The 25,331-nt window shown below is 73.6% G+C and carries 24 protein-coding genes; 7 read left to right on the top strand and 17 right to left on the bottom strand.

The features are described from left to right. Window positions 1-4: 4 nt before the first annotated feature. Window positions 5-340: a nuclear transport factor 2 family protein gene (locus tag ACQ1X7_RS01635; RefSeq protein WP_432476400.1), complete on the top strand. Its 336-nt coding sequence runs from the start codon at window positions 5-7 to the stop codon at window positions 338-340. On the opposite strand, the gene menD is transcribed toward ACQ1X7_RS01635, so the two are convergent. From menD to ACQ1X7_RS01610, 5 genes are all read right to left on the bottom strand, one after another. Beyond that, window positions 337-1,917: a 2-succinyl-5-enolpyruvyl-6-hydroxy-3-cyclohexene-1-carboxylic-acid synthase gene (menD, locus tag ACQ1X7_RS01630; RefSeq protein ID WP_432476399.1), complete on the bottom strand. Its 1,581-nt coding sequence runs from the start codon at window positions 1,915-1,917 to the stop codon at window positions 337-339. The genes ACQ1X7_RS01635 and menD overlap by 4 nt on opposite strands. Continuing rightward, the gene (locus tag ACQ1X7_RS01625; protein WP_432476398.1) at window positions 1,914-2,864 is read right to left on the bottom strand and encodes an o-succinylbenzoate synthase; all 951 of its coding nucleotides are present in this window, start codon (window positions 2,862-2,864) and stop codon (window positions 1,914-1,916) included. The genes menD and ACQ1X7_RS01625 overlap by 4 nt, the downstream gene beginning before the upstream one ends. 28 nt (window positions 2,865-2,892) lie before the next feature. Next, window positions 2,893-3,891, bottom strand: a complete 999-nt coding sequence (locus ACQ1X7_RS01620; protein WP_432476397.1) for an AMP-binding protein — start codon at window positions 3,889-3,891, stop codon at window positions 2,893-2,895. A gap of 10 nt (window positions 3,892-3,901) precedes the next feature. Continuing rightward, window positions 3,902-4,996: an epoxide hydrolase family protein gene (locus ACQ1X7_RS01615; protein ID WP_432476396.1), complete on the bottom strand. Its 1,095-nt coding sequence runs from the start codon at window positions 4,994-4,996 to the stop codon at window positions 3,902-3,904. Between the two features lie 355 nt (window positions 4,997-5,351). Next, a complete protein-coding gene (locus tag ACQ1X7_RS01610; RefSeq protein ID WP_432476395.1) occupies window positions 5,352-6,125 on the bottom strand; it encodes an aminoglycoside adenylyltransferase domain-containing protein in 774 nt (257 codons plus the stop codon). Window positions 6,126-6,449: 324 nt separating this feature from the next. Between ACQ1X7_RS01610 and ACQ1X7_RS01605 the strand changes: the two genes are divergently transcribed. The 4 genes from ACQ1X7_RS01605 (at window position 6,450) to ACQ1X7_RS01590 (ending at window position 10,464) form a co-directional block, all read left to right on the top strand. Then, a complete protein-coding gene (locus ACQ1X7_RS01605; RefSeq protein WP_432476394.1) occupies window positions 6,450-7,808 on the top strand; it encodes a DUF222 domain-containing protein in 1,359 nt (452 codons plus the stop codon). Between the two features lie 129 nt (window positions 7,809-7,937). After that, window positions 7,938-8,810 carry a 1,4-dihydroxy-2-naphthoate polyprenyltransferase gene (locus ACQ1X7_RS01600; RefSeq protein ID WP_432476393.1) on the top strand — a complete coding sequence of 291 codons (873 nt, stop codon included), beginning with the start codon at window positions 7,938-7,940 and terminating at the stop codon, window positions 8,808-8,810. A gap of 230 nt (window positions 8,811-9,040) precedes the next feature. Next, on the top strand, window positions 9,041-10,309 hold the full coding sequence (locus ACQ1X7_RS01595) for a GNAT family N-acetyltransferase (RefSeq protein ID WP_432476392.1): 1,269 nt from the start codon (window positions 9,041-9,043) through the stop codon (window positions 10,307-10,309). Between the two features lie 20 nt (window positions 10,310-10,329). Then, window positions 10,330-10,464: a hypothetical protein gene (locus ACQ1X7_RS01590; RefSeq protein ID WP_432476391.1), complete on the top strand. Its 135-nt coding sequence runs from the start codon at window positions 10,330-10,332 to the stop codon at window positions 10,462-10,464. Here ACQ1X7_RS01590 and ACQ1X7_RS01585 read toward each other — a convergent pair. The 7 genes from ACQ1X7_RS01585 to hemL all read right to left on the bottom strand — a co-directional run bounded on the left by ACQ1X7_RS01585 (window position 10,461) and on the right by hemL (window position 16,791). Then, window positions 10,461-10,733 (bottom strand): DUF4229 domain-containing protein, encoded by a 273-nt coding sequence (locus ACQ1X7_RS01585; protein WP_432476390.1) that lies wholly within the window; start codon window positions 10,731-10,733, stop codon window positions 10,461-10,463. The genes ACQ1X7_RS01590 and ACQ1X7_RS01585 overlap by 4 nt on opposite strands. 145 nt (window positions 10,734-10,878) lie before the next feature. Continuing rightward, window positions 10,879-11,931 (bottom strand): c-type cytochrome biogenesis protein CcsB, encoded by a 1,053-nt coding sequence (gene ccsB / locus ACQ1X7_RS01580; RefSeq protein WP_432476389.1) that lies wholly within the window; start codon window positions 11,929-11,931, stop codon window positions 10,879-10,881. Then, entirely contained in the window at window positions 11,928-13,493 is a 1,566-nt protein-coding gene (resB, locus tag ACQ1X7_RS01575; RefSeq protein ID WP_432476388.1) for a cytochrome c biogenesis protein ResB, read from the bottom strand. Before resB ends, ccsB begins: the two co-directional genes overlap by 4 nt. After that, complete coding sequence (locus tag ACQ1X7_RS01570) at window positions 13,493-14,242, bottom strand: cytochrome c biogenesis CcdA family protein (RefSeq protein ID WP_432476387.1); 750 nt, start codon at window positions 14,240-14,242, stop codon at window positions 13,493-13,495. The genes resB and ACQ1X7_RS01570 overlap by 1 nt, the downstream gene beginning before the upstream one ends. After that, entirely contained in the window at window positions 14,235-14,804 is a 570-nt protein-coding gene (locus tag ACQ1X7_RS01565; RefSeq protein WP_432476386.1) for a TlpA family protein disulfide reductase, read from the bottom strand. Before ACQ1X7_RS01565 ends, ACQ1X7_RS01570 begins: the two co-directional genes overlap by 8 nt. Before the next feature lie 2 nt (window positions 14,805-14,806). Continuing rightward, window positions 14,807-15,481 carry a histidine phosphatase family protein gene (locus ACQ1X7_RS01560; protein WP_432476385.1) on the bottom strand — a complete coding sequence of 225 codons (675 nt, stop codon included), beginning with the start codon at window positions 15,479-15,481 and terminating at the stop codon, window positions 14,807-14,809. Beyond that, window positions 15,478-16,791, bottom strand: coding sequence for a glutamate-1-semialdehyde 2,1-aminomutase (hemL, locus tag ACQ1X7_RS01555; RefSeq protein WP_432476384.1), 1,314 nt, complete (start codon window positions 16,789-16,791; stop codon window positions 15,478-15,480). Before hemL ends, ACQ1X7_RS01560 begins: the two co-directional genes overlap by 4 nt. 168 nt (window positions 16,792-16,959) lie before the next feature. On the opposite strand from hemL, the gene ACQ1X7_RS01550 reads away from it, so the two are divergent. Together ACQ1X7_RS01550 and ACQ1X7_RS01545 are read left to right on the top strand one after the other, a co-directional pair. After that, the gene (locus tag ACQ1X7_RS01550) at window positions 16,960-18,162 is read left to right on the top strand and encodes a lytic murein transglycosylase (protein ID WP_432476383.1); all 1,203 of its coding nucleotides are present in this window, start codon (window positions 16,960-16,962) and stop codon (window positions 18,160-18,162) included. 163 nt (window positions 18,163-18,325) lie between these two features. Continuing rightward, a complete protein-coding gene (locus tag ACQ1X7_RS01545; RefSeq protein WP_432476382.1) occupies window positions 18,326-19,624 on the top strand; it encodes a lytic murein transglycosylase in 1,299 nt (432 codons plus the stop codon). 31 nt (window positions 19,625-19,655) lie between these two features. On the opposite strand, the gene hemB is transcribed toward ACQ1X7_RS01545, so the two are convergent. Genes hemB through ACQ1X7_RS01520 form a run of 5 tightly spaced genes read right to left on the bottom strand, consistent with a single transcriptional unit; the run spans window position 19,656 to window position 25,260 of the window. Further along, window positions 19,656-20,654 carry a porphobilinogen synthase gene (hemB, locus tag ACQ1X7_RS01540; RefSeq protein WP_432476381.1) on the bottom strand — a complete coding sequence of 333 codons (999 nt, stop codon included), beginning with the start codon at window positions 20,652-20,654 and terminating at the stop codon, window positions 19,656-19,658. Between the two features lie 7 nt (window positions 20,655-20,661). Next, the gene (locus tag ACQ1X7_RS01535) at window positions 20,662-22,347 is read right to left on the bottom strand and encodes a uroporphyrinogen-III synthase (protein WP_432476380.1); all 1,686 of its coding nucleotides are present in this window, start codon (window positions 22,345-22,347) and stop codon (window positions 20,662-20,664) included. Then, on the bottom strand, window positions 22,344-23,285 hold the full coding sequence (hemC, locus tag ACQ1X7_RS01530; protein WP_432476379.1) for a hydroxymethylbilane synthase: 942 nt from the start codon (window positions 23,283-23,285) through the stop codon (window positions 22,344-22,346). The genes ACQ1X7_RS01535 and hemC overlap by 4 nt, the downstream gene beginning before the upstream one ends. Beyond that, window positions 23,282-24,574: a glutamyl-tRNA reductase gene (locus ACQ1X7_RS01525; protein ID WP_432476378.1), complete on the bottom strand. Its 1,293-nt coding sequence runs from the start codon at window positions 24,572-24,574 to the stop codon at window positions 23,282-23,284. Before ACQ1X7_RS01525 ends, hemC begins: the two co-directional genes overlap by 4 nt. Continuing rightward, window positions 24,571-25,260 carry a redox-sensing transcriptional repressor Rex gene (locus tag ACQ1X7_RS01520; RefSeq protein ID WP_432476377.1) on the bottom strand — a complete coding sequence of 230 codons (690 nt, stop codon included), beginning with the start codon at window positions 25,258-25,260 and terminating at the stop codon, window positions 24,571-24,573. Before ACQ1X7_RS01520 ends, ACQ1X7_RS01525 begins: the two co-directional genes overlap by 4 nt. Between the last annotated feature and the right edge of the window lie 71 nt (window positions 25,261-25,331).

The raw sequence follows: 25,331 nt of genomic DNA, 5'->3' as shown, positions 1-25,331 counted from the left end.
ACACATGGTGGGCAGCGAGCGGGTGGCGCGCCACGTCGCCGCGTTCGGCGAGGCGGTCGCCGCGGGCGACTGGGACGGCTTCGCGCAGCGTTTCGCCGAGGACGCCGAGATGGTCTTCGTGGGGGTGCCCGCCGGCCCGTTCGCGGGCCGTCCGGCCATCGCCGCGGCGTACGCCGCCGACCCACCGGCCGAGCCGCTGGTGCTCACCGGTCCGGTGACGGCCGACGGCGACGAGGCGGTCGCTCCCTTTCGCTGGGCCGACAGCGGGGGCACCGGCTCGTTGCGGTTGCGGTTCGACGGCGCAGGCCGCGTGGCGAGGCTGGTCGTCTCGTTCGACTAGGGCCGCAGCGCCCGGATCCGCTCGTCGAGGTCGCGGCGGTTGTCGCGCCTGACCGGGACCTCCACCACCTCGATGCCGCCGTTGGGCGAGGCCAGTGCCTGCTCCAGCTCGGGCAGGCTCCCGACCCGCCAGTGCGGGGTGCGGGTCGCGGCGCAGAGCGCCGCCAGGTCCACGCCGTGGGGGGTGCCGAAGAGGGCGTCGTAGCGGTCGGCGTACGCCGCGCCGCCCTGCTCGAGCGTGGCGAAGATCGAGCCGCCGTCGTCGTTGACGACGACGATCGTCAGGTCGGGACGCGCCTCGTCGGGTCCCAGGACCAGTCCGTTCGCGTCGTGCAGGAAGGTCACGTCACCCACGAGGGCGAACGAGCGGCTGGTGCGCGGACGGCCGAGGGCGGCGCCGATCGCGGTGGAGACCGTGCCGTCGATGCCGGAGAGCCCGCGGTTGGCGAGCACCTTGCGGCGGTCGCCCACGGCGTACGGCGCCACCATCAGGTCGAGGTCGCGGATCGGGCTGGAGGCACCCACGACCAGCAGCCCCCGGGGCGGCAGGGCCCGGCTGACCGCGCCCGCGACCTCGTGCGGGGTCAGGTCGGGCTCGTCCGCGAGCAGCCGGTCGAGCTGGCGTGACACGGAGGCGTCGGCGGCGCGCCACGCCTCGAGCCAGGCCGGGTCGTCGGACGCCTCGACGGTGGGCCGTCCCGAGGAGAACCGGTCGGCGACCGGGAACGGCCGGTCGTGCCACACGCCCGAGGTGCCGGCGTCGAGGACCGTCACGTCGTCGCGGCCGAGCAGCCGGCCGACCGGCCGCGAGAGGGTCGGGTGGCCGAACACCACGACCCGCTCGACCCGCTGCCCGAGGTCGCCGTCGAGCAGCAGCCGATATGAGCGGATCGGATGGGTGCCGGTGCGGGAGCCGCTGCTGGGCTCGGCAAGCAGCGGCCAGCCGGCCTCCTCGGCCAGCACACGCGCGGGCGGCCCCGCGTCGTCGCCGGCGACCACGACCGTGCGCGGACCGAGTGCGACGGTCTCGTGGACGGCGGGCCGCATCGGCTGCGGCGGGTCGCCAGGGACGACGTCCGGGTGCCAGCGGTCGGCCGGGACCAGCGGTTCGTCGAGCTGCACGTTGAGGTGGGCGGGGCCGAACCCCAGCAAGAGGGGCACGGGCAGGTCGGCCAGGTCGGCGGTCGTGACCAGCGGACCGAAGACGCCGACCTGGTCGGTCGTCTGGTTGGCGCCGGTGCCCCGCAGCCGGGCCGGCCGGTCGGCGGTGACGGCGACGAGCGGGATGCCCGCGTGCGCGGCCTCGAGGACGGCGGGGTGCAGGTTGGCGACCGCGGTGCCGGAGGTGCAGACGACGGCGGCCGCGCCACGGTTGCGGGCCAGGCCCAGCGCGAGGAACCCGGCCGTGCGCTCGTCCACCCGGGTGTGCAGCCGGAGCAGCCCGGCCCCGGCGGCGTCGTGGGCCGCGAACGCCAGCGGTGCGTTGCGCGAGCCGGGAGCCAGCACCAGCTCCCGCACTCCCGCCTCGACGAGGGCGGCGACGACGCCGCGGGCGAGGCTGGTCGCGTCGGTCGTCACGACCGGTGATCCTGCCGCAGTGCCCGGACCTCGGCCAGCCGGGCCTCCCACGCGGCCACCCGGTCCGGCGGTGCGGCGAGGCGGTCGAGGGCCGAGGGGTCGACGCTCGGCGTACGGACGGGGAGCGAGCCGTCGACCGGGAGCAGCGGCTCGGTGGCGACGTCGTCGGCGAGCAACCGGACCGTGGCGAGGCCGCAGGCGTGCGGCAGTTCGGGGAGGGCGGCGGCGAGGGCGACACCCGCCGCGATCCCGACGCTGGTCTCCAGCGCCGAGGAGACCACCACCGGGAGCCCGATGTCGTCGGCGATTCGCAGGCACGCGCGGACGCCGCCCAGCGGCTGCACCTTGAGGACGGCGACGTCGGCGGCGCCGAGGTCGCGCACCAGGTAGGGGTCGGCGGCACGGCGGATCGACTCGTCCGCCGCGATCCGGACACCGACGCGTCGGCGCACCGTCGCGAGCTCCTCGACGGTGGGGCACGGCTGCTCGACGTACTCCAGGCCTCCGGAGGCGCGCTCGAGTGCGGCGATGGCGGGGACCGCGGTGTCGACGTCCCAGCCGCCGTTGGCGTCGACCCGCACCAGGCCCGCGGGGCCGAGCGCGTCGCGCACCGCCTCGAGCCGGGCCTCGTCGTCCGCGAGCACCTGGCCGGGCTCGGCGACCTTGACCTTGGCGGTCCGGCAGCCGCCCTCGCGGACGATCCGGTGAGCCGTCGGCGGGTCGACCGCGGGGACGGTGACGTTGACCGGCACGCGGTCACGGACCGGCGCGGGCCAGTCACCGGCCGCGGCCTCCTCGGCGCAGCGCAGCCACGGCTCGGCGACCTCGGGCGGGTACTCGACGAACGGGCTCCACTCACCCCACCCGGCCTCGCCCTCCACGAGCACGCCCTCACGCACGGTGATGCCGCGGAAGCGGGTGGTCATCGGCACCGACCACACCCTCATCGGGACTCCCGGTCAGCGGGGCGGCGCCTCACGGCTCGACCGCCGAGGCCCTGGCCCGCAACGACATCCGGTCGACCTTGCCGTTGCTCAGCAGCGGCAGCGCGTCGACGGCCACCACCTCGCGCGGCGCCCAGGACCGCGGGTGGAGCTCGGCCACCCAGTCGCGGGCCGCCGCGACGTCGAGGCCGCCGACCACGAACGCCACCACCCGGTGCCCCCACTCCTCGTCGGGGACACCGACGACGGCGGCATCGCTCACGGCCGGGTGCTCCCGCAGCCGCGCGGCCACGGCCGGGGTCGGCACGTTCACGCCGCCGCTGACCACGACGTCGTCGACCCGGCCGAGCACGTGCAGCCGACCGTCCTCGTCGAGCCGACCGGCGTCGGAGGTGAGGAACCAGCCGTCGACCAGGACCTCGCTGGTGGCGGCCGGGGCGTCGGCGTACCCGTCGAAGAGGGTGGGTCCCGCGATCCTGATCCGGCCGCCCTCCCCGAGGGCCAGCGCGACCCCGTCGAGCGCGTACCCGTCGTACACGCAGCCGCCCGCGGTCTCCGCCGAGCCGTAGGTGGCCACCACCCGGATCCCCGCGGCCTCGGCCCGAGCCCGCAGCACGGGGTCGATCGGGCCGCCGCCGAGCAGCACCGCCTCGAGCTCGGCGAGGGCGGCGGTGTCAGCTGCGGCGTCGAGCAGCCGGTGCAGCTGGGTCGGGACCAGGGAGGCGTACGCCGCGCCGTCGAACCCGCCGAGCACCGGCTCGTGCCCCGCCACCAGCGACCGGACCACGACCTGGATCCCCGCGACGTACGTCGGCGGCAGCACGAGGGCCCAGCGGCCCCGGCCGCCGAGCCTCCGCTCGGTCGCGGCGACGCTCGCCAGGACCGCGTGGCGCGACAGCAGCACCTGCTTCGGCGCGCCCGTCGATCCCGACGTCTCCACCACCAGCGGCGGCGCCTCGGTCGCCTCCAGCCAGCCCCGGAGCGCGGTCACGACCGCCGGCGGCGGGCCGGTGAGGCGGAGGGGCTCCATGGACCGGACGCTATCCGGCGAGCTCGGTGAAGAACGACCGGAGGTCGTCGGCCACCAGCAGCGGCTCCTCCGCAGCGGCGAAGTGCCCGCCTCGGGGCATCGGCGTGTAGCGGCGCAGGTCGCACAGCCGCTCGGCCCACTCGCGGGGCGGCGTGCCCTCGTAGGCGTGCATGTGGTCGAAGACGGCGAGGGCCGTCGGGACGGCGGCGTACTCCTCGGGGCCGATGGGTCGGTTCGACCACCGGTTGTCGAGGTAGTCGCGCATCGACGACCCGATGGTGCCGGTCAGCCAGTACGTCGTCAGCACGGTCAGCAGGACGTGCCGCGGGACGCGCGCGAGGTCGCCGCCCGAGTCGGACCACCGCACCCACTTCTCGGCGAGCCAGGCCGCGAGACCTGCCGGCGAGTCGGTGAGCCCGTAGGCGACGGTCTGCGGCCGCGTCGACTGGATGGCGCTGTAGCCGCGCTCGACCGCATCCCAGGCCGCGACGTCGCGCTGGTAGCGGCGCTCGGCCTCACTCAGCGGCCGACCTCCGAGGTGGGGTGTGGTGTCGAGGTTGCTCAGGTGGAGCCCGGTCATCCGGTCCGGCTCCTGGATCGCCATGAACGTCGACACCGCGGCGCCGAAGTCGGTGCCGTGCGCGCCGTACGTCTCGTAGCCGAGGCCCTGCATCAGGCGGTGCCACAGCCGGGCGGTGTCGCGCGTCGTGTGCACACCGGTCGGCGCGTCGGAGAAGCCGTAGCGGGGCAGCGACGGGATCACCAGGTCGAAGCCGTCGAGCAGCGGCACCAGCGGCAGCATCTCGGAGAAGGTGCTGGGCCAGCCGTGGGTGAGGATCAGCGGTGCGCCGCCGCGCCGCACGTGGACGAAGTGGACCCCGAGGCCGTCCACGTCCGCGCGGTAGTGGGCGAGGTCGGCGACGTCCGGCGGGGGCCAGGAGAACGCCGACCAGTCGTCCAGGAGCGCCCGCAGCGCCTCGAGGTCGGTGCCCTGTTCCCACGGCTCCCCGGGCGCCGGCTCGGGGAGGCGGGTGTCGGCGATCCGCCGCCGCAGGTCGGCGAGGCCGGTCTCGTCGGGGTCGAGGGACAGTGGCTCGACGTCCATGACGGCAGACTAGTGATCGGCCACCGGCACGAGAGGGGCGATGACGTGGGTGCGGACCTCGAGCGGAACAAGCAGACCGTGCAGGCGTTCTACGACCTCGTGTTCAACCAGTGCCGGCCGCGCGAGACGATCGAGAGGTATGCCGGGGCCGACTAACGGCAGCACAACCCGCACGTCGCCGTCGGCAAGGACGCCTTCGTCGAGTACTTCGAGCGGCCTCCCCCAGACCTCCGCGAACGACAGCGGGATGTTCTGACCGGGTGCGTGCACGGTGTCCGGAAGCCACTGTGCCCCGGATGCGAGTCACCTGGTGACCATGATCCGGGGCGCTGTCATGCCGATGAGCTAGCGGGCGTCACTTAGACCCGGTTCCGCTATCAAGGTCTCTCAGCACACGCAGCAAGACGCTCTCGACCTCGGCGGGAGCGATCGTCACGACTTGGGATGTGGTGAGTGCCGAGAGCGCGGATTCGACCGCGGTGAGTGCCGGATCGTGTTCCAGCGCCCAGCGTGCGGCAGCGGTCTTGGAGACGTGGTCACCCATCAACGCGAATCGCCACATCCTGCATGCAGTGACCACCATGAAGACCGCATTTCGGGTGTCGCCGATGAGTCCAAGCCATCGCCGAAGATGACCGAGACTGTTTGCGCGCACCCGTTCGGGGGGCACCTGGCCAATCACCTCTTGCGGCTCGGGCCCGATGAGAGAGCGCCCGTTCGCTCGGGCCTCCGAGAGTTCCGGCCAATTGTCCGACGCGTGCTCGTCGGCCCTTTCTACCTCCATCTCGTCGTCTGGACTCAGCCAGCGCCCCACCAGTAGCTCCCGTGCGGGGGCCTGTGCAGACCGGACCGCCGCCGCGTGCCGTGTCACAACCAGCAGATCGACCCCAGCCGCTGGCCCGAGGTCGGTTGACTGAACAACCGTGATGAGCCCGTCCGCCTGGTCGCGCGTCAATGCACGCTCCACAACGAGGAGCAGGTCAAGATCACTCTTCCCAGCCCGGAAGTCGTCTTGCGTCAGGGACCCGTGAACGATCGCGGACACCAGACACTCCCCGAGGACGTTGGCGCAGGCAGTTGCCAGGTCGTCCACGGCGGCGAGGGCAGCGACCTCGTCGGTGTTCCGCACCTGAGGTTCTTACCATTCGGCGTAGGCAAAATCGCGCTTTCAGCCGCTGACAGTGCGGCTCGCTCGCACACGGCCAGTCGATCCGCGAGCTTGAGGCAGACTGACGACATGGACAGCACGTGCCCTGACTGTCACCACGACGCCATCTCCCACCGCGTCATGGACGTGTGCGTGGTCGACGATTGCACGTGCCGGCGCGACCTCTGGCTGGCCACCCGGGCGCGGACGGCCAACCGCTCATGACGCATCCCTCGGCTGCACGGTCATCCACAGCGCCGCGGATCGCGGGTGCCGGTGTCAGTGGTCACGCCTAGGATCGAACACATGATCGAAGACCTCGCCACCGTCGAGCCGGGTGCCACGCCGGCCTCGGTGCTGGCGACGGTGCGGGCGGAGCGGGCGGCGGCTGACGCCGCGGAGGCGCGGCTGCTGGGGGCGGCGGCCGAGTGGGCCGACCTCCACCCGCCGGAGTCGATCCACGACGCGGCGACCTTCTGGGTCCGCGGCTTCGAGGCCGAGGACCAGGTCGCGGGAGACGGCTGCCCGCTGGTCGCCGAGTTCTGTGCCGCCGAGCTCGGCGCCGCGCTCGGCACCTCGACCACCGCCGCCAAGCGGCTCATCGGCCACGCCCTCGAGCTGCGCCACCGGCTCCCGCGCCTGTGGCGCCGGGTCCACGCCGGTGACCTGCCTGCGTGGCGGGCCCGCCGGGTGGCCGAGACGACCATCCACGCCGACCTGACCCCCGAGGCAGCGGCGTACGTCGACCGGATGGTGGCGCCGTTCGCCCACCGCACCGGCCCCGCGGTCGTCGACCGGCTGGTGGCCGAGGCCATCGCCCGTACCACCCGGCCAGTCCTCGCGGAGCACCCCGACGACCCGGCTCCCTCGGTGCCCGACACCCGCCACGTCACCATCCACGATCAGGACGTCGCCTATGCCGGCACCGTCCTGCTCGAGGCCGAGCTCGACCTCGCCGACGCCCTCGACCTCGACCACGCCGTGCGGAGGGGGGCGGAGTCACTGCAGGCGCTGGGTTCCGACGCCTCGCTCGACGCGCGGCGGGCCGAGGCCCTCGGCGACCTGGTCCGCCGGCAGCTCGCGCTCGACCTCGGCGGTGCCACCGCGGGCGGCCGGCTGCCCGCGGCCCGCCGGCTCGACCTCCACGTCCACCTCGCAGCGAGCGTCGTGGCCGACACGGGCACCGTCACCTTCGACCCGCTCGCCCGGCTCGAGGAGGGGCAACGGCAGGTGCTGCTCGACCAGGTCAAGGAGTGGTGCGCCCACACCCACACCCAGGTCGTGGTCCGACCGGTCCTCGACCTCGCCGCCCATCTGTCCGCTCCGGGCTACGAGCCCGGCGAGGAGCTCCGCGAACAGGTCGTCCAGCGCGACCGGACCTGCCTCTTCCCCTGGTGCAGCCGCCCCGCGCGCCGCTGCCAGGTCGACCACGTGGTGCCCTACGACCACGCAGACCCCGACGCCGGCGGGAAGACCGAGTCCCCCAACCTCGCCGCCCTCTGCGTCCACCACCACCGGCTGAAGACCCACGGCGGCTGGAGCTACGTCATGCCCGAGCCCGGGGTCGCCGTGTGGCGATCACCCCAGGGCCACCACTACCTGCGCGACCACACCGGCACCGAGGCACTCCCCGAGCCCGGCGCCGACCCGCCCCGCCGACGATGACGCCGCCCCGGACCCCGCCGACCACGTGACGGCGGGGCGATCGGCACGCTCGACGGCGTCTTCGGCCACGTCCCTGCGGGTACGGTGGCGCCGGCGCGGCACGGTGGCGCACCTGCTTGAATCCCACCCGTGCCCACCACCTCCGACTGGATCGCCGGCGCGCGCCCGCGCACCCTGCCGGCGGCGGTCGCGCCGGTGCTGGCAGGCACCGGAGTCGCCGCGTACGTCGGCGGGGCGGTGTGGTGGAAGGCGCTGCTCGCGCTCGTGGTCAGTCTCGCCCTGCAGGTCGGGGTCAACTACGCCAACGACTACTCCGACGGCGTCCGCGGCACCGACGAAGACCGGGTCGGTCCGATGCGGCTGGTCGGGTCGGGGGTCGCCGAGCCGGCAGCGGTCAAGCGCGCGGCGTTCGCGGCGTTCGGGGTGGCGGCGCTGGCCGGGCTGGTGCTGGCCGCGACCTCGGCGTGGTGGCTGGTCGCGGTGGGCGCGGCGTGCGTCCTGGCCGCGTGGTTCTACACCGGGGGCGACCGGCCCTACGGCTACCTCGGGCTGGGTGAGGTGATGGTGTTCGTGTTCTTCGGCCTGGTCGCGGTCGTCGGCACCACCTACGTCCAGACCGGGACGTTCGAGGAGGCCGCCCTCTACGCCGCCGTCGGCATCGGCGCCCTCGCCTGCGCGCTGCTGGTGGTCAACAACCTGCGCGACGTGCCCACCGACACCGTCGCCGGCAAACGCACGCTGGCCGTGCGCCTCGGCGAGGACCGCACCCGTGCCCTCTACCTGCTGCTCGTCGTGGCGGCCGCGGCCGCGGTGGTCGCGGTCGCGGTCGTCACCACCTGGTGGGCGTTGCTCGGCCTCGGCTTTCTCGGACTTGCCTTCCCGGCCGTCCGCGCCGTCATGTCCGGCGCCACTGGGCCGTCGCTGGTGCCCGCGCTCCAGCAGACCGGCGCGGCCGAGCTCGCGTGGGCGGTGCTGGTCGCCGCGCCGCTCCTCGTGGGCTGACACGCGGTCCCCGTCGACCAACCGTCACCTCGAGGTCGCCCGGACGTCACGTCGGACTGCATGACTTGAGGGCCGGACGGCGTCGTGCTCCGGACCCGGCTCGCACCCCGAGCCGCTGGCGCCCGACGAACGCGGCGGCCTGGCCGCCCGTACCGTGATGGTCCGCTGGCAGGTCGCCACCGACCCTGCCCCGTGCGACGTCGTCCGGTCGCCCACTACGGTGGCCCCTCGTGGACTACCGGTTCGACGCCCTCGACTTCGCCGACGACTCCGAGGCCGCGCGGGAGCAGCGCCGTGGCTGGCTGCAGGCCCTCCGCCGCGGCTTCAACCACGAGCAGCCCGACGACGAGTTCGAGGGGATGTGGCTCGAGCACGTCACCACCGACGACGTCGTCTGCCGGGGCGTGTGGCTGCCCGAGGGGGCGTACGGCGCCGGGCCGGTACCGGTGGCCACGACGGCCTGGTTCGACAAGACGCTGAACGTCGGCCGCGAGCTGCTCCCTCTCCGGATGATCACCGACGTCACCACCAGCCCCGCCCACCGCCGGCGCGGGCTGGTGCGCCGGCTGATGGAGGGCTGCCTGTCCGACGCGGTCACCCACGACCTGCCGCTCGTGGCGCTGACCGCCTCGGAGGCGACGATCTACGGCCGGTTCGGCTTCGGCGTGGCCACGTTCGGCCAGGAGATCGAGCTGGACACCGGCCCCCGGTTCGGGCTGCGCGACTTCACCGACCCCGGCCGCGTCGAGCAGGTCGACCCGGCCGGGACCTGGCCCGTGACCCGCGACCTGCTCGACCGCTTCCACCACACCAGCCGGGGCTCGGTGGGGACCCCCCAGTTCTACGAGCCGCTGTTCACCGGGCGCTGGAATTTCTTCGCCAGCGGGCCCGACAAGAAGCTGCGCGCGGCGGTCCACCTCACGGCCGAGGAGACCGTCGACGGCGTCGTCGTGTGGCGGCCCGAAGGCCGCGACGGCGACAAGCGCAAGGCCAAGGTGCTGCTCCACCTGGCCGACGACGCCGCGGCCGGGCTGGCGCTCTGGGACTTCGTCGGCAGCATCGACCTGGTCAACCACGTCGAGTACGGCGACTTCCCGCCGGCCGACCCGCTGCCGTGGGCGCTGCGCGACTTCAACGCGGTCAGGTACACCGGCCGCTACGAGTTCCTCTGGGTGCGGGTCCTCGACGTGCCGCGCACGCTCATGGCCCGGCCGTGGACGGCCGACGGCGAGGTGGTGCTCGCGGTCGAGGACCCGCAGGGCCACGCCACCGGCAGCTACGCGATCTCCACGTGCGGCGGCGCGGCGACGGTCGCCCGCACCGACACCGACCCCGACGTCACGATCGACGCCGAGACCCTCGGCTCGCTGTCGCTCGGCGGGGTCAGTGTCGGCACGCTCCGGGCGTCCGGTCGCGTGATCGGCGACCCCGGTGCCGTGGAGCGGCTCGCCGCGATGGCCGACCTTCCCGACGAGCCGTACAACATCCTGGGCTTCTGACGCCGACGTACGCTGGCAGCATGACCTGGCTGATCCTGCTCGTGCTCGTCGTCGGCGGCTACCTGGCCTGGAAGAACCGCGTCTCCCTGATCGCCAAGATCACCGGGCAGGACGAGGCACGCATCCAGCGCCAGATCGAGCGCCGCAAGCGCTAGGAAGCGTCGTCGTCCACGTCCTCCCGCGACCGACGTTCCTCGAAGGCCGTCGACGCCTGCTCTGCGCGCCCCTGCACCTTGAGGGCGAACGCCTCGCGGGACCGGTGCAGCAGGAAGTACGACGCCACCCCCGAGACCGCGAACGCGATCACGATCACCCACAGCAGCGGCACCTCGTCGGCCAACAGCAGCCACACCCCGACCACCAGCGCGAAGGTCGCCACGAACAGCAGGGCCCGCAGCCCGGTGTAGACCCAGAACTCCTTCACGAGCCCAGCGTAGGGATCTCCCGTGCAGTCACCACCGGCGGCCTATCCTGAGGAGGTGAAGGTGCTCCTGCTCGTGGCTCTCGTCGCGCTGGCGATCTACCTCACCGTGCGGGTCATCGAGCGGCGCGGACTCACCTCGCCGGGCTCACCCCCGAAGCGACGGCCCCGCGGCCCCGACGACGACCCCGACTTCCTGCGCGGCCTCGGGGACGACAAGCGCTGACCCCGACGTCGCGGTCGACTCCGGCGCGGCGTAGGAGTGCTGGCTGGTCGAGGAGAAGAAGTTGATCCCGATGAAGTTGAACCACAGCGTCGCCAGCCCCACCAGCGCCAGCATCGCCGCGTTGCGTCCGCGCCAGCCCGCGGTCGCCCGCGCGTGCAGGTAGGCCGCGTAGACCACCCAGGTGATGAACGCCCAGACCTCCTTGGGGTCCCAGTTCCAGTAGCTGCTCCACGCCTGGTGGGCCCAGATCGGGCCGGTGATGAGCACCGCGAACGTCCACACCGGGAAGCCGAAGGCGTGCATCCGGTAGGACAGCCGGTCCAGCTCGGCGGTGCCGGGCACCCGGGCGAGGTAGCCGGTCTCGGCGCGGTCACTGCGCCGGTCCTTCACGAGGAACAGCACCGAGGCGATCCCGCCGATGGTGAAGGCTCCGGTGGCGATGATCGCCGACACCACGTGGATCACCAGCCACGGCGAGTACAGCGCCTCGGTGAGCGGGGCGATCGGGGCGTAGAGCCAGATCACCGCGACCATCAGCAGGCTGAGCACGACCCCGACGACGATGGGCGCCATCCAGCCGAGCGCGAGCCGGCGGTGGAGCACGAGGTAGATCACGACCACGACGAAGGTGCCGGCCAGGGTGAACTCGTACATGTTGCCCCACGGCACCCGGTTCGGGTCGGCCGCGAGACCGCGGGCCACCAGCGCGAGCAGCTGGACCCCGGCGCCGATCAGCGTGAGCAGGTAGCCGAGGCGGCCGAACAGGTCGCGCCGGCGCCGTACGTCGGGAGCGTCGCCGACCGCGACCGCCACGCCGCCCTCGGCATCGTCGGTGCCAGCGGTCGCGGACGCCGGCTCGAGGATCCGGCGCGCGGCCGCGTGCTCGACGAGGTGGGACATCATCGCCAGGAAGTAGACGACCCCGGCTGCGGCGACCGCCTGGTTGCTCAGCGCTTCCCACGCGGCGTCGGTCACGTCGGCTCCTTCTCGTCGGCCCTCAGGGCGGTCACCAGCTCGTCCAGCACGGCGTCCACGTCGGCGCCGGCCGACCGGTCGAGGACGGCCACCTCGACCAGTGTGCCCTCCGCCCCGCGACGGGCACGAACCCACACCCGCCGCGGCCGGATGAACAGCGACCCCAGCAGACCGATCAGCGCGAGCACCACCCCGGACAGCGCCACCCACTTGCCGGGCGTCTGGCTGATCTGGATCTTGTTCCAGCGCTCGACGCCGTCGAAGCTCACGGTGCCGAGGCCGTCGGGCAGCTTCACCTGCTCGCCCACGGGCAGGTCGACGCGGAACGGCTGCCCGTCGTCCTTGGTGACCAGGTCGGCCCGCGACTTGTCGAGGGCGTAGACCGACTGCGGCGACGCGTCGTCCATGCCGAGGTCCCCGGCGTAGACGAGCATCGAGATCGCCGGGTTGTCGGCCCGCCCGAGCACCGAGAACGGACCGGTCTCCCGGGTGAAGGCGTACGTCGGGTAGAACCACCCCTCCAGGCCGACCTGCGTCGGCCGGGCGTCGGGCGCCTTCACCACGCCGATCGACTGGAAGGACTGGTCCTCGGGGAGGAAGACCGTCGGCCCGCTGTAGGCGACGTCGCCGTTGCCGTCGCGGATGGTGATCACCGGCGCGTAGCCGTGGCCGATGAGGAACACCTCGGTGTCGCCGATGCCGAGCGGGTGGTTGACCCGCAGGTCGTACTCCTCCGGCTCGCCCGACCCCTCCTGGTAGGTCACGTGCGACACGAAGGCGCGCGCCTGGCCGCGGGCGTTCCCCTCGAGGAGCCACTCGACGTCGAAGTCGTCGACGTCGAGGTAGAACGGGTCGAGCTGGTCGGGGGTGAACAGGCTGCCGGGGTCGAAGTCGTCGTACTGGGTGAGGTTGTTGGACATCCCGTTCCCGACGACGAGGATCACCCCGCCGCGGTAGCCGAGGAGGCTGCCGACCGCGAACCCGACCAGCACCACCAGCACCGACACGTGGAACAGCAGGTTGCCGGCCTCCCGCAGGTAGCCACGCTCGGCGGCCAGCGAGTCGTCGTGGGTGTCGACCCGGTGCCGGCGCAGCACCCTCCTCGCGCGCGCCAGGACGGCGTCCGGCTCCTCGGCGGTGGTGTACGTCGCGTACGCCGGCAACCGGTCCAGGCGGTGCGGCGTCACCGGTGGCCGGGCCCGCAGCGCCTTCAGGTAGACCGCGATCCGCGGGACGAAGCAGCCGACCAGGGACACCATCAGCAGGAGGTAGATCGCGGCGAACCACGGCGAGGAGTAGACGTCGAACAGGCCGAGCCGCTCGTAGACCGGGGTCAGCTTCGGGTGGTCCTCCTGCCAGCGGGCGGTCCGGATCGAGTCGACGCCCTGCTGCGGGATGATCGAGCCCGGGATCGCGGCCAGCGCGAGCAGGAGCAGCAGCACCAGCGCGGTGCGCATCGAGGTGAGCTGCCGCCACGACCAGCGCAGCAGCTCGCGGAAGGTGAGCTCGCCGGAACGGCGGCCCTCGACGGGCCGCTGCTCGGTGTCGGTGTCGGTGGCCATCACACGCTCGTCTCGAAGCTGCTGACGAGGCGCAGCTGGATCCAGGTGACCAGCTCGGCCCACCAGCCGGTGACCAGGAGCACGCCGACGGCGACCAGCATCAGGCCACCGAGCCGGGCCACCCACTGCTGGTGCCGGCGTACCCACCCGAAGGCGCCGAGCGCACGGCGGTAGGCCAGCCCCGCGACGACGAACGGCAGCCCCAGCCCGAGCGCGTAGCAGGCGGACAGCAGGGCACCGCGACCGGCCGTCGCCTCGTTGATCGACAGCGTGGTGATGACGGCCAGCGTGGGCCCGATGCACGGCGTCCAGCCCAGGCCGAACAGCAGCCCGAGCAGCGGGGCGGCGGCCAGGCCGACCGCCGGGACGGCGTGGACCCGCCAGTCACGCTGCAGCCACGGCACCACCCCGGCGAAGACCAGCCCCAGGACGATCGTCAGCACGCCCATCACGAGGGTGATCTCGCGCTGCCAGGTCACCAGCCACGCGCCGAGCGCCCCCGAGAGGGTCCCGAGCGCCACGAACACCGTGGAGAAGCCCAGCACGAACAGCACCGACCCCAGCAGCATCCGGCCGCGGCGGGCGTCCTCGAGGTCCGCCCCGGAGAGCCCGGTCGCGTAGGACAGGTAGCCCGGCAGCAACGGGATGACGCACGGGGAGAAGAACGACACCAGCCCGGCGACCAGGGCGACCGGGATCGCGAGGGCCAGCGAGCCGGAAGCCGCCGTGGAGGAGAACCAGTCAGCCATCGGTCGTCCCGCCGGCGACGTCGCGGGTCAGCTCGACCAGGGTGTCGGTCGAGGGCAGCGGCCCGATGATGCTGGCGGCGACCCGGCCCTCCGCGTCGAGCACCACGAAGCTGGGGATCGAGTTCGGGGTGAGCACCCCGCCGAACGGCAGCATCGCCTTGCCGTCGGGCGAGTAGAACGACCGGTACGGGACGTCGAAGGACCGGACGAACGCCTGCGCCTGCGCGGTCGAGGGGTCGCGGATGTTGAGCCCCACCACCTCTGCCTCGCCGTCGAGCTCCTCGGCGGCGGCCACCACGTCGGGGGCCTCCTCCCTGCACGGGGCACACCACGACCCCCAGACCACGACCACCAGCGGCTTCCCGCGGTAGTCGCCGAGCGCGAGCGCCTCGCCCTCGAGGTCCTCGCCCTCGTAGTCGATCGGACCGTCGCGGTCGGCGACAGCCAGCCTGGTCACCTGGCCGTCGCCGGTCACGAAGCCCTTGTCGCCGGTGCTGTCCAGCGACGTGCAGCCGGCCAGGGCGAGCACGCAGGACACGAGCAGCAGGATCGGGTGGCGCATGGTCAGGCGGTCGGCTCCTCGGCGGAGCCACCGGCCGAGAAGGGGTCCTGCCGCGCCCGGGCCGGGATCAGGTCACCGGCCGGCTCGGAGTAGGTGACCCGGCGCAGCTCGTCGCCCTCGTAGTGGAGGCTGGTGAGCGAGCACAGCGTGCACTGCCGACGGCGGGGGTGGTGGAGGAACGATCGCTGCTCGGCGTACAGCCGGGTGACCCAGATCGGCAGCTGGTGGGAGACGACGACCGCCTCGTGGCCCCGGGCGGCGTCGCGCGCGTCGTGGACCGCGGCCATCATCCGGTCGACGATGAGGGAGTAGGGCTCCCCCCAGGAGGGCTGGAACGGGTTCCAGAGGTGGCGCCAGGCGGTGGGCTTCAGGAGGGTCCGCGCACCCTGGCCGAACCCCTCTCCCTGGAAGACGTTGGTCGACTCGATGACCCGGTCGTCGACCTCGACGTCGAGGCTGCGGGCACTCGCCAGCGGCCGTGCCGTCTCCTGTGCCCGCTCCAGAGGCGAGGCGACGACGTGGGTGATGTCGCGGTCGCCCACCGTGTCGGCCACCTTCTGCGCCATCTGGACGCCGAGCGGCGAGAGGTGGAAGCCGGGCATCCGGCCGTAGAGGACGCCGTCGGGGTTGTGGACCTCCCCGTGGCGCATCAGGTGGACGATCGTGTCGTCGCTCATGCGCGACCTGCCTCGGCGGCGGCCCGGGCCGCGTCGGGCAGGGCGTCGACGACCGTCGCGACGGCGCGGTCGTCGTGGGCCGCCGAGAGGAACCAGGCCTCGTACGCCGACGGCGGGAGGTGGACGCCGCGGTCGAGCATCGCGTGGAAGAACGCCGCGAAGCCCGCGGTGTCCTGGCGCGAGGCGCCCGCGAAGTCGCGCACCGGCCGGTCGGTGAAGAACACGGAGAACATGGTGCCGGTCGACTGGACGACGTGGGGCACCCCGGCCGCTGTCAACGCCTCGTGGGCGGCCGTCCTGATCGTCTCGCCCATCTTGTCGAGGTGCTCGTAGACGCCGTCGTCGGCCAGCCGGAGCGTGGTCAGCCCCGCGGTGGCCGCGACCGGGTTCCCGGAGAGCGTCCCGGCCTGGTAGACGGGCCCCTCGGGTGCGAGCCGGGCCATCACGTCGGCGCGCCCGCCGAAGGCCGCCGCGGGGAACCCGCCACCCATCACCTTCCCGAAGGTCATCAGGTCGGGGCGCCAGCCCTCCACCGCGCCGTCGAGGCCCCACTGGCCGGTCCGGCTGGCCCGGAACCCCGTCATGACCTCGTCGGACACGAAGAGCGCGCCGTGGTCGGCGCAGGTGCGGGCCAGGAACTCGTTGAAGCCCGGCTCGGGGGCGATCACGCCCATGTTGCCGGGCGCCGCCTCGGTGACCAGGCAGGCGATCCGGTCGCCGTGCTCCGCGAACGCCGCGGTGACCGCCTCGCGGTCGTGGTAGGGCAGCACGATCGTCAGCGCGGTGGCCGACTCGGGCACTCCGGGGGTGCCGGGCACAGCCAGGGTGGCGAGCCCGGAGCCCGCCTGGGCCAGCAGGGCGTCGACGTGGCCGTGGTAGCAGCCGGCGAACTTCACGACCACGTCGCGGCCGGTGAAGCCGCGGGCCAGCCGGATCGCCGACATGGTCGCCTCGGTGCCCGACGACACGAGCCGGACCGTGTCCACGGGCGTGCGCGCCACGATCTCCTCGGCCAGCTCCACCTCCTGCTCGGTCGGGGCGCCGTACGACGTGCCGCGCGCGGCCGCCTCGGCGACCGCGGCCTGCACCTCGGGGTGGGCGTGGCCGAGCAGCATCGGCCCCCACGAGCAGATCAGGTCGACGTAGTCGCGGCCGTCGACGTCGGTGAGCCACGCCCCGCGTGCGGAGCGGATGAAGCGTGGGGTCCCGCCGACGGCGTTGAAGGCGCGGACGGGTGAGTTGACGCCGCCGGGCGTGACCGCTCGGGCACGCCGGAACAGGTCCTCGGATCGGTGGGTGGGGCCGGACACCCGGCCATTGTCCCCGAGTCCACCTGAACCCGCCCGGACGGGGCTCCCGTGTGCGACCTTGGTCACAGCGGCTACCCCCGCGTAACCTCGCAGGCCAGCACTCGTTGATCCCTGAGTCCTCGTGCTGGAGGGTGCGCGGGACGGCTGAGGCGAGGGAGAGACCACCAGATGGCTGCATCTCGATTCCAGAGAGCCACGGCACTCGTGCCGCTGGCGCTGCTCTCGACGGCGGTGACCGCGTCCCTGGTCGGGGTCGGCCCGACCAGCGCGTCCGCCGACCAGACCCCGGCGTCCTCCCTCCCCGACGGCACCGCTGTCCCGACGGAGGCGATCGAGGCGCCGGCCAGCCTGTCCCGCCCCGGCGTGGTCGCCCCCGGCACCCGCAAGCGCCTCGACGACGGCGCCGTGGCCTCCGCCTCGGCCTCCGGCATCCCCGACGCCGCCCTCTCCGCCTACCAGCGCGCCGAGACCGTCATCAACGCCGCCGACAAGACCTGCGACATCTCCTGGCAGCTGATCGCCGCCATCGGCCGCGTCGAGTCCGACCACGGCCGCGTCAACGGCAACACCCTCGACGACCAGGGCCTGGCCACCCCCGGCATCTACGGCATCGCCCTCGACGGCAGCAACAACACCTCCGTCATCCGCGACACCGACGCCGGCCAGTACGACGACGACGCCCGCTGGGACCGCGCGGTCGGACCCATGCAGTTCATCCCCTCCACCTGGTCGGTCGTCGGCGTCGACGGCGACAACGACGGCAAGCGCAACCCCCAGGACATCGACGACGCCGCCCTCGCCAGCGCCGTCTACCTCTGCTCCGGCAACGACGACCTCTCCACCGACCCCGGACGCCGCGCCGCGATCTACCGCTACAACCACTCCCACGACTACGTCGACCTCGTCCTCTCCTTCATGGACGCCTACCTCGAAGGCGACTTCACCAGCGTCCCCAACGGCACCAGCTCCTCCGGCTACTTCGTGCCGTCCCCCGAGCCGGTCCGGCCGGAGAAGGACGACCAGCAGGGGCCCCGCGGGGGCTCGCCCGCCGGTGACGGCGGGGACGGCGGCGGCGGCACCACGGTCGGCGGCGGGGACGGCGACGACAGCGGCGACGACGGTGGCACCGTCACGCCCCCGCCCTCCGGCGGCGGTGACGGTGGCGGAGGCGGCGGTGGCGGTCTCCCCAGCCTTCCCGATCTGCCCGGCGGCGGAGGCGGCGGCGGAGGCGGCGGCGGCGGGAGCGGCCCGGTCGACCAACCGCTGACCGAGGCCCAGGCGGCGGCGGAGTGCGCCGCACAGGGCATCGAGGACCTCCCGCTCACTCCGATCGACGAATTGGCCGTCTGCATCACAAACCTGCTCGACTGACGACGTCCCCCCGATGGGGTGAGTTCGGACGGATCCGTGGCCATCGGCCCGCATCGCAGGTAGCCTGCCGACGGTAAGCCCTCTCGGAGGGAGAAAGCACGGGCGACACGGGGGCACCACCAGCGCGATGACACGACGAATGCCCGGTCGGCACCCGATCGTGATGTTTCCGGCGACCATGCTCCTGCTGGTCGCGAGTGCCCCGTGGGAAGGTGCCTCCGCTCCCACCTCGAACGCCCTCACCGACACGGCTGCCCCGATGCCCGAGGTGCCGACGGAGGCGATCGAGGCGCCGGCCAGCCTGTCCCGCCCCGGCGTGGTCGCCCCCGGCACCCGCAAGCGCCTCGACGACGGCGCCGTGGCCTCCGCCTCGGCCTCCGGCATCCCCGACGCCGCCCTCTCCGCCTACCAGCGCGCCGAGACCGTCATCAACGCCGCCGACAAGACCTGCGACATCTCCTGGCAGCTGATCGCCGCCATCGGCCGCGTCGAGTCCGACCACGGCCGCGTCAACGGCAACACCCTCGACGACCAGGGCCTGGCCACCCCCGGCATCTACGGCATCGCCCTCGACGGCAGCAACAACACCTCCGTCATCCGCGACACCGACGCCGGCCAGTACGACGACGACGCCCGCTGGGACCGCGCGGTCGGACCCATGCAGTTCATCCCCTCCACCTGGTCGGTCGTCGGCGTCGACGGCGACAACGACGGCAAGCGCAACCCCCAGGACATCGACGACGCCGCCCTCGCCAGCGCCGTCTACCTCTGCTCCGGCAACGACGACCTCTCCACCGACCCCGGACGCCGCGCCGCGATCTACCGCTACAACCACTCCCACGACTACGTCGACCTCGTCCTCTCCTTCATGGACGCCTACCTCGAAGGCGACTTCACCAGCGTCCCCAACGGCACGGCCTACGCGGGTACGGGCTCCGGCGCGTCGACGTGGTCGGTCAGCCCGGACCTCGAGAAGGCGGCCCTCCGGACGAGGATCGGCCGTCCCGGTGACCGCCTCCACGCCGAGGTCGCCGACGTCGACGACCGCGACGCGGACATCGACGAGGTCGCCGGGGGCGAACAGCCCGCGCCGGTCCCCGGCGACGACGACGCCGGCGAGACCCCGGTGCCCGACACCGACGGTGGCACCGGGACGCCCACCGGGCAGCCGAGCGAGCAGCCGACCGAGGAGCCCGCCCAGGAACCGAGCGGGGAACCCAGCGGCGAGCCCAGTGGCGAGCCCAGCCAGGAGCCGAGCGGGGAACCCAGCGGCGAGCCCAGCGAGCAGCCCAGCCAGGAGCCCAGCCAGGAGCCCAGCCCGACTCCCACCGACGAGGAGCTCGCGAGCCAGGAGTGCCTGGTCGAGGCGGGGGCCGCTGCCGACGCCGACCCGGCCGGCCTGCCGCCGGAGCAGCTCGAGCTCTACAACGCCTGCATGGCGGCACGCGGCTTCCCGCAGTGACCGGGGCGCCGCGCACCGTCCCCGGCGGGGCTCAGCGCAGCAGCCGGGCGGCCTCGGCGGCCCAGTAGGTCAGGATCACGTCGGCGCCCGCACGGCGGATCGAGGTGAGCGCCTCGAGGATGGCGGCCTCGCGGTCGATCCAGCCCTGCGCGGCCGCGGCCTCGACCATGGCGTACTCACCGGAGATGTTGTACGCCGCCACCGGGACGTCGACCGCCTCGCGCACCGCACGCACCACGTCGAGGTAGGCCAGCGCCGGCTTCACCATGACCACGTCGGCGCCCTCGGCCACGTCGAGCAGCGCCTCGCGCACGCCCTCCCGCCCGTTGGCGGGGTCCTGCTGGTAGGTCCGGCGATCGCCCTGGAGGCTGGAGTCCACCGCCTCGCGGAACGGGCCGAAGAACGCCGAGGCGTACTTCGCGGAGTAGGCGAGGATCGACACGTCGGTGTGCTCGGAGGCGTCCAACGCCTCACGCACCACCCGCACCTGGCCGTCCATCATCCCGCTGGGACCGACCATGTCGACGCCGGCATGGGCGTGGGCGCGGGCCATCTCGGCGTACGCCTCGAGCGTCCTGTCGTTGTCGACCCGGCCGTCCGCGTCGAGCAGGCCGCAGTGGCCGTGGTCGGTGAACTCGTCGAGGCAGAGGTCGCTCATGACGGTGAGCGCGTCGCCCACCTCGGCCACCACGTCGGTGATCGCCAGGTTGAGCACGCCGGCCGGGTCGAGCGCCCCCGAGCCCACGGCGTCCTTGGTGGCGGGGATCCCGAACAGCATCACCCCGCCGAGCCCGAGCTCGGCCGCCTCGCTGACCGCCTTGAGCAGCGAGTCGCGGGTGTGCTGCACGACACCGGGCATGGAGGCGATCGGCCGAGGCTCGTCGAGCCCCTCGCGCACGAACACCGGCAGCACCAGCTGGCCGGGCCGGACGGCCGTCTCGGCGACCATCCGGCGCAGCGCCGGCGTGGTCCGCAGCCGCCGCGGCCGGACCAGCGGCCGGCTGACGGGCTCGAGCGGACCCTCGGTCATGACCGGGTCACTTCGCCCGGGCGCGACGGCCGGAGGGCTTGCGCTCCGACGGCCTGGTCACCGGCTGGCCGGCCTCCACCAGGGCTGCCCGCCGCGCGGCCCCGAAGTCGGCCAGCGCGTCGACCAGCAGCTCGACGTCCGGCTTGGGCGCCAGCACGTCGACCCGCAGGCCGTGCTCCTCGGCGGTCTTGGCGGTCGCGGGCCCGATCACGGCGATCACCGTCGACGGGTGCGGCTTGCCGGCGATGCCGACCAGGTTGCGCACCGTGGAGGAGGAGGTGAAGACCACGGCGTCGAACCTGCCGGTCTTGATCGCGTCCCGCGTCGGCGCGGGCGGCGGCGTGGCGCGCACCGTGCGGTACGCCGTCACGTCGTCGCACTCCCAGCCCAGGTCGATCAGGCCGGCGACCAGGTTCTCGGTGGCGATGTCGGCCCGCGGCAGGAAGACCCGGTTGATGGGGTCGAGCACGTCGTCGTACGGCGGCCAGTCGGCCAACAGGCCGGCAGCCGACTGCTCGCCCGAGGGCACCAGGTCGGCCCGCAGGCCCCAGGCAGCGATCGCCTGCGCGGTCTTGTCGCCCACGGCGGCGATCTTGAGGCCCGAGAAGGCCCGGGCGTCCAGGCCGTACTCCTCGAACTTCTCGCGCACCGCCTTGACGGCGTTCACCGAGGTGAAGGCGATCCACTCGTAGCGGCCCTCGACGAGCCCACGGACGGCCTTGTCCATCTGCTGCGGGTTGCGGGGCGGCTCGACCGAGATGGTCGGGACCTCCTCGGGCACCGCGCCGTAGCCGCGCAGGCGGGCGGTCAGCGAGCCGGCCTGCTCCTTGGTGCGGGGCACCAGCACCCGCCAGCCGAACAGCGGCTTGGTCTCGAACCACGACAGCGTCTCGCGCAGGTCGACCACGTCACCCACGACCGTCACCGCGGGCGGCTCCATCCGGGCCGCGCGGGCGTCGGCAGCGATGTCGGCCAGGGTCGAGCAGATCGTGGACTGCTCGGTCGTGGTGCCGACCCGGGTCATCGACACCGGCGTCTCGGCGGGCCGCCCGGCGGCGACCAGGGCCTCGGCGATCTCGGCGATCGAGCCGACCGCCGAGAGCAGCACCAGGGTCCGGTCGTCGGCGTAGCGGCTCCAGTCGAGGCGCTTGCAGTCGGCGGTGCCGCCGCACCGGATCACGGTCACGTCGCGGTTCTGCTTGGTGGTGAGCGGGATGCCGGCGTACGCCGGGACCGCGCTGACGCTGGACACGCCGGGGACGATCTCGAAGCCGACACCCGCCTTGACGCAGGCCTGCGCCTCCTCGGGACCGGAGGCGTACAGGAACGGGTCGCCGACCATCAGCCGCACCACCCGGTGCTTCTTGGCGTGCCGGACGACGACCTTGCCGCGGGCGGCGTGGGTCAGCGGCTGGCCGTCCTCGCCGAAGCCGCCGTCGACGAACCGCGGGCCCTCGGGTGCTGGGTCCTCCTCCGCTGTTCCCGGGTCGACCGGGGGCAGCCCGAGGAGCGAGCGCACCATCGGCTCGTGCTCGGGCACCTCGGTCACGATGACCTCGGCCTGCCGGAGCAGGTCGACGGCGCGGACCGTGAGCAGGTCGGGGTCTCCGGGTCCGCTCCCCACGAACGAGACCCACCCGGTGGTGGTTGCGGTCGGGGACGTGGACGTGGACGTGGTCTTGCCTCGCGTCATGCGTGTCGCCTCTTCATCGGTGCTGCGGTGAGTTCAGCCGCGCCGTCGGCGAGCATCTCGCCGGCGAGGCGGGTGCCGACGCCGGCGGCGTCGGCCGGGTCCCCCGACGCGGACATCCGCACCGAGAGGGTCCCGTCGTGGGACAGGGCGACCGCCCTGAGCCACAGCTCGTCCCCGTCGTCGCCCTCGACCACCTCGGCGAGGGCCCCGATCGGGGCCGAGCAGCCACCCTCGAGGGTGGCGAGCACGGCGCGCTCGGCGTCGACCGCCGCGCGCGAGGAGGAGTCCTCGAGGGCGGCCAGGTCGGCCGCGAGCCCGAGGTCGTCGGAGCAGCACTCGACCGCCAGCGCGCCCTGCCCGGGGGCCGGGAGCATCTGCAGCGGGTCGAGCACCTCGGTGGCGTCGTCGAGCCGCGCCAGCCGGGCCAGTCCGGCGCGAGCGAGCACGACGGCGTCGTACTCCCCCGTGCGGACCTTGCCGATCCGGGTGTCGACGTTGCCGCGGACGTCGGTCACGTCGAGCCCCAGCCCGAGCGCGTGCAGCTGGGACACCCGTCGCGGTGAGCCGGTCCCGATCCGGGAGCCGTTCGGGAGCTCGCCCAGGGTGAGGCCGTCGCGGGCGACGACGACGTCGCGCGGGTCCTCGCGCGGCGGGACCGCCGCGAGCGTGATGCCGTCGGGCGGCGCGGTCGGGAGGTCCTTGAGCGAGTGCACGGCGAGGTCGATCCGGCCGTCGAGCAGCGCCTCGCGCAGCGCGCTCACGAACACGCCGGTGCCACCGATCTGGGCCAGGGGGGCACTGCTGGTGTCGCCCTCGGTGGTGATCTCGACCAGCTCGACGTCGCGACCGAGCCGCTGGCGCAGCAGGTCGGCGACGGCGGCGGACTGGGCGGTCGCGAGCGCGGAGGCTCGGGTGCCGAGGCGCAGGTGCGTGGTCACTGGACCGCCTCCCCCGACGGCCGGGTGACCGCGTCGACCGCGTCGGGGTCGAGCGCGAAGAGCTCGGCGAGGGCGGTGGCGTAGGAGACCGCGCCGGTCTCGTTGGCCAGCTCCTTGACCCGCACGGTCGGCTGGTGCAGCAGCTTGTCGGCGACCCGACGGAGCGTGTGGAGGACCTGCTCGCGGGCCTCGTCGTCGAGGTCGGGGCGGCGGGCCACCAGCCGCGCCATCTCGGCCTCGACCACGTCGGTCGCCATCGAGCGGAGCGCCACCACGGTGGGCGTGACGCTGGCGCGGCGCCGGGCCGCGAGGAAGGCGGTGATCTCCTCGCCGACGATCCTGCGGACGTCGGCCACCTCGCGGCCGGCCTCGGTCTCGCGCAGTTCGTCGGCCAGGTCGGCGAGCCCGATCAGCCGGACGCCGGGCAGCTCGCCCGCGGCCGGCTCCACGTCGTGGGGCAGGGCCAGGTCGGCCACGGCCAGGGGCCGGTTGTCGGGACGCGCCGAGTGCAGCTGGGCCGCGGCGACCAGCACGCCGGCGGCGCCGGTGCAGGTCACCAGCAGGTCGGCGCCGGCCAGCTCGGCCTCGAGCCGCTCCAGCGGTGCGGACCGGGCACCGTGCTCGGCGGCCACGCGTGCCGCCTTGTCGGGCGTCCGGTTGACCACGACCACGTCATCGGCGCCGGCGCGCGCCACGGTCGCGGTGGCGAGGGAGGCCATCGCCCCCGCGCCCAGCACGACGACCGTGCGGCCGGCCACGCCCTCGGGCAGCACCCGCTCGACGGCGGCGGACACCAGCGTGGGGGCGGCCCGGTCGATGCCGGTCTCGGCCCTCGCCCGCTTGCCGACGCGCAGCGCCTGCTGGAACAGCACGTTGAGGGCCGGCCCGACGCTGCCCTGCTCCTGGCCGCTGCGCAGCGCGTCGCGGGTCTGGCCCAGGATCTGGCCCTCACCGAGGGCCATCGAGTCCAGCCCGGCGGCCACGTGGAAGAGATGGGACACCGCTCCGTCCTCGTAGTGGACGTAGAGGTGCGGCAGCATCGACTCGGTCGTCTCGCCGGCACGCTCGACGAGCAGCCGCGACAGCTCCTCGACGCTGCCGTGGAACCGGTCGACCTCGGCGTACACCTCGAGCCGGTTGCAGGTGGCGATGACCGCGGTCTCGGACACGGTGGGGCAGGCCTGGGCGTCGGTGATCAGCTTGCCGACGCCGTCGGCGTCCAGGGCGACCCGCTCCAGGAGCGGGACGGGGGCGGAGTTGTGGGAGATGCCCACCACGAGGACGCTCACGACACCTGCTCCCGCGCGTCGGGTGCGACGTGGACGCCGGACTTGCGCTGCTCGTGGTAGGCGAGGATCTGCAGCTCGATCGAGAGGTCGACCTTGCGGACGTCGACGCCCTCGGGGACCTCGATCACGGTCGGCGCGAAGTTGAGGATGCTGGTGATGCCGGCGGTGACCATCCGGTCGGCGACGGCCTGCGCGGCGACGGCCGGCGTGGCGATCACGCCGATGGCCACGCTCTGCTCGCCGACGATCTCGTCGAGCTCGTCGAACGGGCGTACATCGACGCCGGCGACCAGCTCGCCCTGCCGGGCGGGGTCGGCGTCGAGCAGCGCGACCACCCGGAAGCCGCGGCTGCGGAACCCGGAGAAGTTGGCCAGGGCGTGACCGAGGTTGCCGATGCCGACGATGACCACGGGCCAGTCCTGGGTCACCCCGATCTCGCGGGCGATCTGGTAGCGCAGGTAGTCGACGTCGTAGCCGACACCCCGGGTCCCGTAGCTGCCGAGGTAGGAGAGGTCCTTGCGGAGCTTGGCGCTGTTGACGCCGGCGGCCCGGGCGAGCTCCTCGCTGGAGCAGGTGGTGGTGCCGGAGTCGGCGAGCGTGACCAGGGCCCGCAGGTAGACGGGGAGACGTGCGACGGTGGCCTCGGGGATGTCCCGGGCGGTCTCGGTGGACGTCCTGGCGGTCAACGTGCTCCGCTTTCCAGCCGCTGGGATTCGGGCCTCGGGAACCCGGGAAGGACCCGGCGGCGTCGTTCACA

Source organism: Nocardioides sp. GXQ0305 (assembly GCF_050880345.1).
Taxonomy (GTDB): domain Bacteria; phylum Actinomycetota; class Actinomycetes; order Propionibacteriales; family Nocardioidaceae; genus Nocardioides.
The sequence above is the reverse complement of the archived record's forward strand: the minus strand, read 5'-3'. Positions and strand labels throughout refer to the sequence as shown.